Annotated in this window: 9 protein-coding genes; 8 read left to right on the top strand and 1 reads right to left on the bottom strand. The window is 62.9% G+C overall.

Annotated elements, in window-relative coordinates:
• Positions 1-270 (bottom strand): S1 RNA-binding domain-containing protein (locus EOA79_RS26470; RefSeq protein ID WP_128293438.1); only part of this gene is annotated, 270 nt, incomplete at its 3' end.
• A 92-nt stretch (positions 271-362) separates the two neighbouring features.
• On the opposite strand from EOA79_RS26470, the gene EOA79_RS26475 reads away from it, so the two are divergent.
• The 8 genes from EOA79_RS26475 to EOA79_RS26510 form a co-directional block, all read left to right on the top strand.
• Positions 363-617: a hypothetical protein gene (locus EOA79_RS26475; protein ID WP_066989511.1), complete on the top strand. Its 255-nt coding sequence runs from the start codon at positions 363-365 to the stop codon at positions 615-617.
• 290 nt (positions 618-907) lie between these two features.
• On the top strand, positions 908-2,164 hold the full coding sequence (locus EOA79_RS26480; RefSeq protein WP_095778678.1) for an N-acetylmuramoyl-L-alanine amidase: 1,257 nt from the start codon (positions 908-910) through the stop codon (positions 2,162-2,164).
• A 232-nt stretch (positions 2,165-2,396) separates the two neighbouring features.
• Positions 2,397-4,853, top strand: a complete 2,457-nt coding sequence (locus EOA79_RS26485; RefSeq protein ID WP_095801312.1) for a penicillin-binding protein 1A — start codon at positions 2,397-2,399, stop codon at positions 4,851-4,853.
• Between the two features lie 127 nt (positions 4,854-4,980).
• A protein-coding gene (gene prfB / locus EOA79_RS26490; RefSeq protein ID WP_127240096.1) for a peptide chain release factor 2 occupies positions 4,981-6,112 on the top strand; the annotation gives its coding sequence in 2 pieces (ribosomal slippage) (positions 4,981-5,046 and positions 5,048-6,112; 1,131 coding nt in all).
• Positions 6,113-6,160: 48 nt separating this feature from the next.
• On the top strand, positions 6,161-6,586 hold the full coding sequence (locus EOA79_RS26495; RefSeq protein ID WP_095824706.1) for a GFA family protein: 426 nt from the start codon (positions 6,161-6,163) through the stop codon (positions 6,584-6,586).
• A 299-nt stretch (positions 6,587-6,885) separates the two neighbouring features.
• A complete protein-coding gene (locus EOA79_RS26500; RefSeq protein WP_067321646.1) occupies positions 6,886-7,263 on the top strand; it encodes a hypothetical protein in 378 nt (125 codons plus the stop codon).
• 166 nt (positions 7,264-7,429) lie between these two features.
• The gene (locus EOA79_RS26505; protein WP_095824705.1) at positions 7,430-7,798 is read left to right on the top strand and encodes a GFA family protein; all 369 of its coding nucleotides are present in this window, start codon (positions 7,430-7,432) and stop codon (positions 7,796-7,798) included.
• A 100-nt stretch (positions 7,799-7,898) separates the two neighbouring features.
• Positions 7,899-8,133, top strand: a 235-nt coding sequence (locus EOA79_RS26510) for a YMGG-like glycine zipper-containing protein (RefSeq protein ID WP_128293440.1), incomplete at its 3' end; no start/stop codon positions are given.

Genomic DNA, 8,133 nt, shown 5'->3' on the forward strand with positions numbered 1-8,133 from the left:
CAGCAGGGCCTGACGGTCGGCGACCGGGATCTGGTAATAGTCGGGGTGAATTTCACTGAAGGCGAGAAAACCGTGACGGTTGCCGCCATATTCGACAAAGGCTGCCTGAAGGGAAGGTTCGACGCGGGTTACGCGGGCGAGATAGATGTTTCCTTTGAGCTGCTTCTTGTCCTGGGATTCAAAGTCGAATTCTTCGATGCGGTTACCGCGAACGACAACAACGCGTGTTTCCTCCGGGTGGGAGGCGTCTATCAGCATCTTGTTGGGCATTATTTCGTTTCCTCCCGGCAGCCATCAGCCGCAGCTGGCGGGGCAGACCCCGCCGCTGTGTGCCTGGATTTGTGTGGCTGCCGGATAATTGAATGTCCGCCGGCCGGAGCTTGAGCGCGATGGCGGTGCCGCCCGCAGCCACAATGGCGCGGTTCGATGCGGACCTTTCCATGATTGCGCTTGAAGCCATCGGCACCCAGCAGAACCTTTTGAACCAAAGCCCGGGCTTGGCCGGACCAGCTTGTTTGCTCGCACAGAGCCGGCGCGGGAGATCCCGGCCGTTTTCATCGCGCAAGCGATTCCCCCGCCACGGGAGCACGCCTGCGAAAATCGTCGCGATCATCTGAAACCCGGAAGGGCCTTGCACATCTTACCCTGGCGGGAAGCTGCAGGGCGGGCGGTTCCAGGATTGCAGTGATCCAATGTCGCTTTTATGATTTGGCGGGTTGGAAGGCAACCCCGATTTCGGATGCCGGCAAAAAGCGCTTCCGCAGGGGAAGGTGGCGCTCCACCTACCGCATGAAAGGCTTGGTTAACCTTCTCTGGATACCAATCGTTAATCGGGTTGGCCGCCAGACAGGCCGTTCTGCCAAACAGGCCGGCGCGAGGCGCCTAACGGGGAGCGACTAGAATAGAGATGGGACTGGCAGGCACCGCAGACAAGGAGCGTGGCGCCGCCGGATATCTGCGGCTCATGGCAAGGACTGTTTTCCTGCTGGTGATCCTGCTTGGCGCGACCGCCGCCTCGCGGGCCGACGGGTTGCTTGGCGCCACCGGCTACAAGATGGCCGGCGATGCAACCAAGATGCGCATCGTCGTGACCTTCGACCGAGAACCGGACGTGAAGTGGTTCCTGCTGCGCGGTCCCAGCCGCCTTGTCGTCGACCTGCCGCGCACGCGATTCGCCCTCAACGCCAAGGACGTGAAGCCGCGCGGGCTGGTGCGCGCCGTTCGCTACGGCGATCAGGGCAAAGGCTCTCGGCTGATCCTGTCCGGCAAGGGACCGTTTGCCGTCGACAAGCTCGAGGTGCTGAAGAATGACGATGGCAGCGGCTATCGCGTGGCCATCGACATGTCGGCCGCATCCGAAAGAGAATTCGACGAGGCTTTGGCCAACCAATCGCTGACGACCGGCTCGACCGTTTCTACCGACAAGGGCGGCCGTGTCGGCACAGGGCCGATTTCGGCGCCTGGGCACCGCTTCACAGTGGTCATCGATCCGGGTCATGGCGGCGTCGACGGCGGCGCGGAGAGCGCCGGCGGCACGGTCGAGAAGAACGTCACGCTCGCCTTTGCGACCGAACTACGTGACAAGCTGGCCGCGGTCGGCAGCTATGATGTCTATATGACACGGGACAGTGACGTGTACCTGCCGCTCGACGAGCGCGTGCGCATCGCCCGCCAGCACGAAGCCGATCTCTTGATCTCCATCCATGCCGATACGATCGCCGTCAGAGGTCTCCGCGGCGCCACGGTCTACACGCTCTCGGACAAGGCTTCCGATCCCGAGGCTCAGGCGCTCGCCGATCGTGAAAACCTCTCCGACCAGTTCGCCGGCCTAAAGATCGAGGACGACAATAAGGAGGTCACCGACATCCTGATCGACCTGATCCGCCGCGAGACCCACGGCTTTTCGATGAGCTTTGCGCACACGCTGGTCGGCCAGTTGTCGACCAGCGTCGGTCTGATCAACAATCCGCAGCGCTCGGCCGGCTTCAAGGTGCTGAAGGCGCCCGACGTGCCCTCGGTTCTGGTCGAGCTTGGTTACCTCTCCAACAGCAAGGACGAGGCGCAATTGCTCAGCGCCGACTGGCGCGGCAAGGCGGCTCAGAGCATAACCAATGCCGTTGCCCTGTTTGCCGCGGCGAAAGCGGGAGCCAGGGCTGGGGGCTGACGGGGACCGAACCCGCCCACAACCTTGAGCCGTCCTACAACCGCAAGCAGCGTTGCGCGACGACAACACGTGGCGTTATTATTTGACGGACGGAGTTCCTGAAACTTCGTGCTGCCGTATTTTGTCCACATGGTCGCGACAATGGGTTTCCATTGCGGATTGGGACCGCCCCTGAAGCTTGCGCGACTGTCGGCTTCGTTTAGGAAATCCCGGACCTCGGACTGGAGCGGGCATGATTCGTCTCATCGGCTATTTCTTCGGCATCGGCACGACGCTGGCGCTGCTGGTCGCTGCGGGCCTTGCCATCTACATCGGCCATCTGACGAAGGATCTGCCCGACTACGAGGTTCTGGCCAAATATGAGCCGCCGGTGACGACGCGCATCCATGCCTCGGATGGCTCGCTGATGGCCGAATATGCTCGCGAGCGGCGCCTTTATCTGCCGATCCAGGCGATCCCGGACCGCGTCAAGGCTGCCTTCATGTCGGCCGAGGACAAGAACTTCTATAACCATCCCGGCATCGACATCACCGGCCTCGGCCGCGCCATCATCGTCAATCTGCAGAACTTCGGCTCGGGCAGGCGTCAGGTCGGCGCCTCGACGATCACGCAGCAGGTTGCAAAGAACTTCCTGCTGACCTCCGACCAGACCTATGAGCGCAAGATCAAGGAGATGATCCTGGCCTTCCGCATCGAGCAGGCCTATTCGAAGGACCGCATCCTCGAGCTCTATCTCAACGAGATCTTCTTCGGCTTCGGCGCCTATGGCGTTGCCGGCGCCGCGCTGACCTATTTCGACAAGTCGGTCAACGAACTCACCGTCGCTGAAGCCGCTTACCTTGCTTCGCTGCCCAAGGGCCCCAACAACTATCATCCCTTCAAGCATGCCGACCGGGCGATCGAGCGCCGCAATTGGGTCATCGACCAGATGGTCGAGAACGGCTACGTCACGCGCGAGGAGGGCGACAAGGCCAAGGCCGAGCCGCTCGGCGTGAAGCCGCGCCGTAACGGCTCCTACTTGTTCGCGGGCGAGTATTTCACCGAGGAGGTGCGTCGCCAGATCATCGCCCGCTACGGCGAGAATGCGCTCTATGAGGGCGGCCTGTCGGTGCGCACCACGCTCGATCCGAAAATCCAGCTCATCGCCCGCAAGGCGATGCAGAACGGATTGCTGAAATACGACACGCTGCGCGGCTACCGCGGACCGGTGACCCATATCGACGTTTCCGGCGACTGGGGCGTGCCGCTCGGCGCGGTCAAGGGGCTGGAGGACGTGCCGGAGTGGACGCTCGCCGTCGTGCTCGACAGTTCGGCCGATGGGCTGACGATCGGCATGCAGCCGGCGCGTCAGGTCTCCGGCGACCTCGTCAAGGACCGCGTCGAGGGCACCGTCAGCAAGGACGACATGGGCTTTGCCATGCGCCATTTCGTCAACGGCAAGTCCGTCAGGGCGAAATCTCCGGCGGAAGTGCTTGAACCCGGCGACGTCATCTTCGTGCAGAAGAACGAGGGCTCCGACAACGCCTATAGCCTGCGCCAGGTGCCCGAGGTCGAAGGCGGCCTGGTTGCCATGGATCCGCATACCGGGCGTGTGTTGGCCATGGTCGGCGGCTTCTCCTACGCGCAGTCGGAGTTCAACCGCGCTACCCAGGCGATGCGCCAGCCGGGCTCCTCGTTCAAGCCGATCGTCTATTCGGCGGCGCTCGACAACGGCTACACGCCGGCTTCCGTGATCATGGACGGGCCGATCACCATCCAGAGCGGCAACACGACCTGGACGCCGAAGAACTATGACGGCACGGCCGCCGGCCCGGCCACCTTGCGCTCGGGCATCGAGAAGTCGCGCAACCTGATGACGGTGCGGCTGGCCAACGACATGGGCATGAAGCTGGTCGTCGAATATGCCGAGCGTTTCGGCGTTTACGATCATCTTGCGCCCTATCTGCCGATGGCTCTGGGCTCCGGCGAGACGACGGTCATGCGCATGGTGTCGGCCTATTCGATCATGGCCAATGGCGGCAAGTCGATCAAACCGTCGCTGATCGACCGCATCCAGGATCGCTACGGCAAGACCGTGTTCAAGCAGGACGAACGCGGCTGCGAGGGCTGCAACGCCGCCGAATGGAAGAACCAACCCGAGCCGGAACTGGTCGACAATTCCGAGCAGGTGCTCGATCCGATGACCGCCTACCAGATCACCTCCATGATGGAGGGCGTGGTGCAGCGCGGCACCGGCGCCACCATCGCCGAGCTCGGCCGCCATATCGCCGGCAAGACCGGAACCACCAATGACGAGAAGGACGCCTGGTTCATCGGCTTCACGCCGAACCTCGTCGTCGGCCTCTATATGGGCTACGATACGCCGCGCGGCCTGGGCAAGGGGGCCACGGGTGGTGGCCTCGCCGCGCCGATCTTCAAGGACTTCATGCGCGTCGCGCTCGACGGCACGCCCAATGTCGACTTCCAGGTTCCGGAAGGCATGAAGCTGATCGCCATCAACCGCAAGACCGGCATGCGCGCGGCCGAAGGCGACCCCAACACCATCATCGAGGCGTTCAAGCCCGGCACCGGCCCGGCCGACAGCTATTGGGTCATCGGCATGGGCGCGGACGGCTCCAATGGTGCCGGCGGCGCGCTGTCGCCGCAGGCCAATCAGGCCATCCAGGACGGTGGCGGCGGCCTTTACTGACTTCCCCAGGTTTCGAATGGGCCGGCAGCTTAACGCCGGCCCATTTCGCTTTACAGGCGGCGGTGCCGTGCCTATGTATCGCGCCGATTCCGAAAAGAACGACAAGAACAGGACAGAACGAAGAGCCATGCGCGCGGAAACGCAGAACATTGTCGACGAGATCAGGCAGGCGATAACCCTGCTGAGGAGGCATCTTTGACTGGGATCCGGCCCTCAAGCGGCTTGAATATCTGAACTCGCGCGCGGAGGATTCCAGCCTCTGGAACGACCCTGCGGAAGCGCAGAAGCTAATGCGGGAGCGCCAGAGCCTCGATGAGGGGATCGCGGCGGTCAAAGGCCTGACCCAGGCGCTCGAGGACAATATCGGCCTGATCGAACTCGGCGAGGAAGAGGGCGACGAGGGCGTCGTCGCCGAAGCCGAAGCGGCGCTGCGTTCGATGCAGGGCGAGGCCAAGGCCCGTCAGGTGGAGACCCTGTTGTCGGGCGAGGCGGACGCCAACGACACCTATCTTGAAATCCATGCCGGCGCCGGCGGCACCGAGAGCCAGGACTGGGCCTCGATGCTCTTGCGCATGTACACGCGCTGGGCCGAGCGGCGCCGCTTCAAAGTCGAGGTGCTGGAAGTCCATGAAGGCGAAGAGGCCGGCATCAAGTCGGCCACCGTGCTTATCAAGGGGCACAACGCCTATGGCTGGTTGAAGACAGAATCTGGCGTTCACCGCCTGGTGCGCATCTCGCCCTACGACAGCAATGCGCGCCGCCACACCTCCTTCGCCAGCGTCTGGGTCTATCCCGTCATCGACGACACGATCGAGATCAACGTTTCGGAATCCGACGTGCGCATCGACACCTACCGTTCATCCGGGTCGGGCGGGCAGCACGTCAACACCACCGACTCGGCGGTCCGCATCACCCATCTCGCGACCGGCATCGCAGTTGCTTGCCAAGCCGAACGCTCGCAGCACAAGAACCGGGCCAAGGCCTGGGAGATGCTGCGCTCGCGGCTCTACGAGGAAGAGCTGAAAAAGCGCGAGGCCGTGGCGAACGCCACCGAGGCGTCGAAGAGCGATATCGGCTGGGGCCACCAGATCCGTTCTTACGTCCTCCAACCCTATCAGCTGGTGAAGGATCTGCGCACCGGCGTCGAAAACACCAGCCCGTCAAGCGTGCTCGACGGCGATCTCGACGAATTCATGGAGGCCTCGCTGTCGCATCGCATCGAGGGCGGTGCAGGTGAGGCGATGGCGGACCTCGACTAGGTATTCCGAAAACTTTCCGCCGGGTGGCGGCTGGCAGGGGGTGAGACCTTGGCAAATCCGGAAAAGGCAGGTGCTCGTACGCTTGCCGGGCAATGCTTCTGCAGCCTCGTCCGCTACGAGGTGACCGATGAATTCGCCTACGCGGTGAATTGCCATTGCTCGAACTGCCGCCGTACTACAGGGTCGGCTTTCAAGCCCATTGCCGGCATCGCGCGCGACAAGTTTCATCTCACCGCGGGCGACGACAGGCTGCTGATCTATGGCGATGCCGGCGGCCACGATGCGCATTGCGGGCAGTGCGGCTCCTTGCTCTACTCCTTGGTGCGGGAGGGTGCCTACGTCCATGTTGCCATGGGGACCCTGACAGGCGATCCGAGCATTCGCCCAAGTGCACATATCTTCGTCGGTTCCAAGGCGCCATGGTTCACGATTACGGACGACCTGCCGCAATATCGTGAACATGTCACCGGCTGACGGTCGGAACTTCCGTCGGCAGAATTTCGTTCTTAGGCACCCCTGGTCGCAGGCTTGTCGTAGTTATTGTTAACCAAGTCGGCGCACCCTTTTCTGCGGCCGCTGCTGAACCCCGGTGCGATTCCGAGGGCACGCCCAGTTCTTGCGCCGGCCAAGGAATCAGCCCAGCATTCGGGCTGGGTATAGAAGCATGTATGGCCGGACGCGGCATATCTGCGACTGACGATCCGGCCACTGGGAAGACACGTTCCGGGAACGGGCAAGCGACAAAACGCTTGATGCTCGAAAGGAACGCTTCGATGTCTGCTGCCAAGTCAAGATCGGCCCGAGCCGTTCGCCCGGCCGGCCGGCTCCTGTTTTCCCTGTTCGCCACCTTCGGGACCATGATGCTGACCGCTACTGCCGTCGCGCACGACGCCAAACCTACGGCGATGCTTCCGCAAGCCTGGAGCTATCCCTTTGCCTGCTGCGCCAACTACGACTGCAAGGAGGTGCCACAGACATCGATCGGCGAGCGGCCGGAAGGCTATGTGATAAAAGGCACGGGCGAGGTGGTCGCCTACAGCGACAAGCGGGTCAAGGATTCGCCTGATGGCGAATATCACTGGTGCGCGCACCAGGCCGGATTGGACGCCGGCAAGACCATCTGCCTGTTCGTGCCGCCGCCCTCTTACTAGGATTGCCGCGGCCAGGCAGTGCCATGTGAGCTCTCGACCGGGCGCTGCCGCGCCTGCTGACGAACGGTTGTCAGAACGACGTCTTTATGTTGCCTTGCTGCCACAGAAGTTCCGCCGCGTCTTCCGCACGGAACTGTGCGGGGGGCGGCGGACAACGGAGAGATCCATGATCATCAAGGGAAGCTGCCACTGCAAGGCCACGACTTTCGAAGTCTCCGAGGCGCCGCAGACGGTGACGCAATGCACGTGCTCATTCTGCTCCAAGCGCGGGTCGCTCTGGGCCTATTACGTCCCGTCGCAATTCAAGCTCACCAGCCCGCCTAAGAACGTCTCCTTCTACCGCTGGGGCTCGAATACCATAAAGCATGGTTTCTGCTCGACCTGCGGCTGCGGCACCTTCACCGAAACGCCGGACTGGTCGACGGGCCAGCCCGACTTCGACAACCCGAGGATCAGCGTCAACTCTCGCCTGTTCGACGACTTCGACCTGGACAGGGTCGAAGTGGTGGTGATCGACGGCAAGAACCTCTGGTAGCTTTGCCGTTCCGCTTTTTGCCGCAATTCATGGTACAACGCGTGCGGAAGGGCTGATTTGGCGCGGCTGCAACGGCCGCGATTTGGAGAGGGACAATCTTATGAAGAAGACCGTGCTCGTCGTCGTGGCGACGGCTGTGCTCGTGAGCGCCTGCACCACCACCGATCCGTATACCGGCGACCAGAAGATCTCCAACACCGCGGCCGGCGCCGGCCTCGGCGCTTTGGCGGGTGCCAGCCTTGGTCTGCTGGCCGGCGGCAACGACCGCCGCAACGCGCTGATCGGTGCGGGCATCGGCGCCCTTGCCGGCGGCGCGATCGGCGCGACGATGGACC

It is taken from the genome of Mesorhizobium sp. M1A.F.Ca.IN.020.03.2.1 (genome assembly GCF_004023205.1).
Taxonomy (GTDB): domain Bacteria; phylum Pseudomonadota; class Alphaproteobacteria; order Rhizobiales; family Rhizobiaceae; genus Mesorhizobium.

Excerpts from the sequence above, each read along its gene's own strand:
- EOA79_RS26475 (WP_066989511.1), top strand. The coding sequence starts at position 363 with ATGTCCGCCGGCCGGAGCTTGAGCGCGATGGCGGTGCCGCCCGCAGCC.
- EOA79_RS26480 (WP_095778678.1), top strand. The coding sequence starts at position 908 with ATGGGACTGGCAGGCACCGCAGACAAGGAGCGTGGCGCCGCCGGATAT.
- EOA79_RS26485 (WP_095801312.1), top strand. The coding sequence starts at position 2,397 with ATGATTCGTCTCATCGGCTATTTCTTCGGCATCGGCACGACGCTGGCG.
- EOA79_RS26500 (WP_067321646.1), top strand. The coding sequence starts at position 6,886 with ATGTCTGCTGCCAAGTCAAGATCGGCCCGAGCCGTTCGCCCGGCCGGC.
- EOA79_RS26505 (WP_095824705.1), top strand. The coding sequence starts at position 7,430 with ATGATCATCAAGGGAAGCTGCCACTGCAAGGCCACGACTTTCGAAGTC.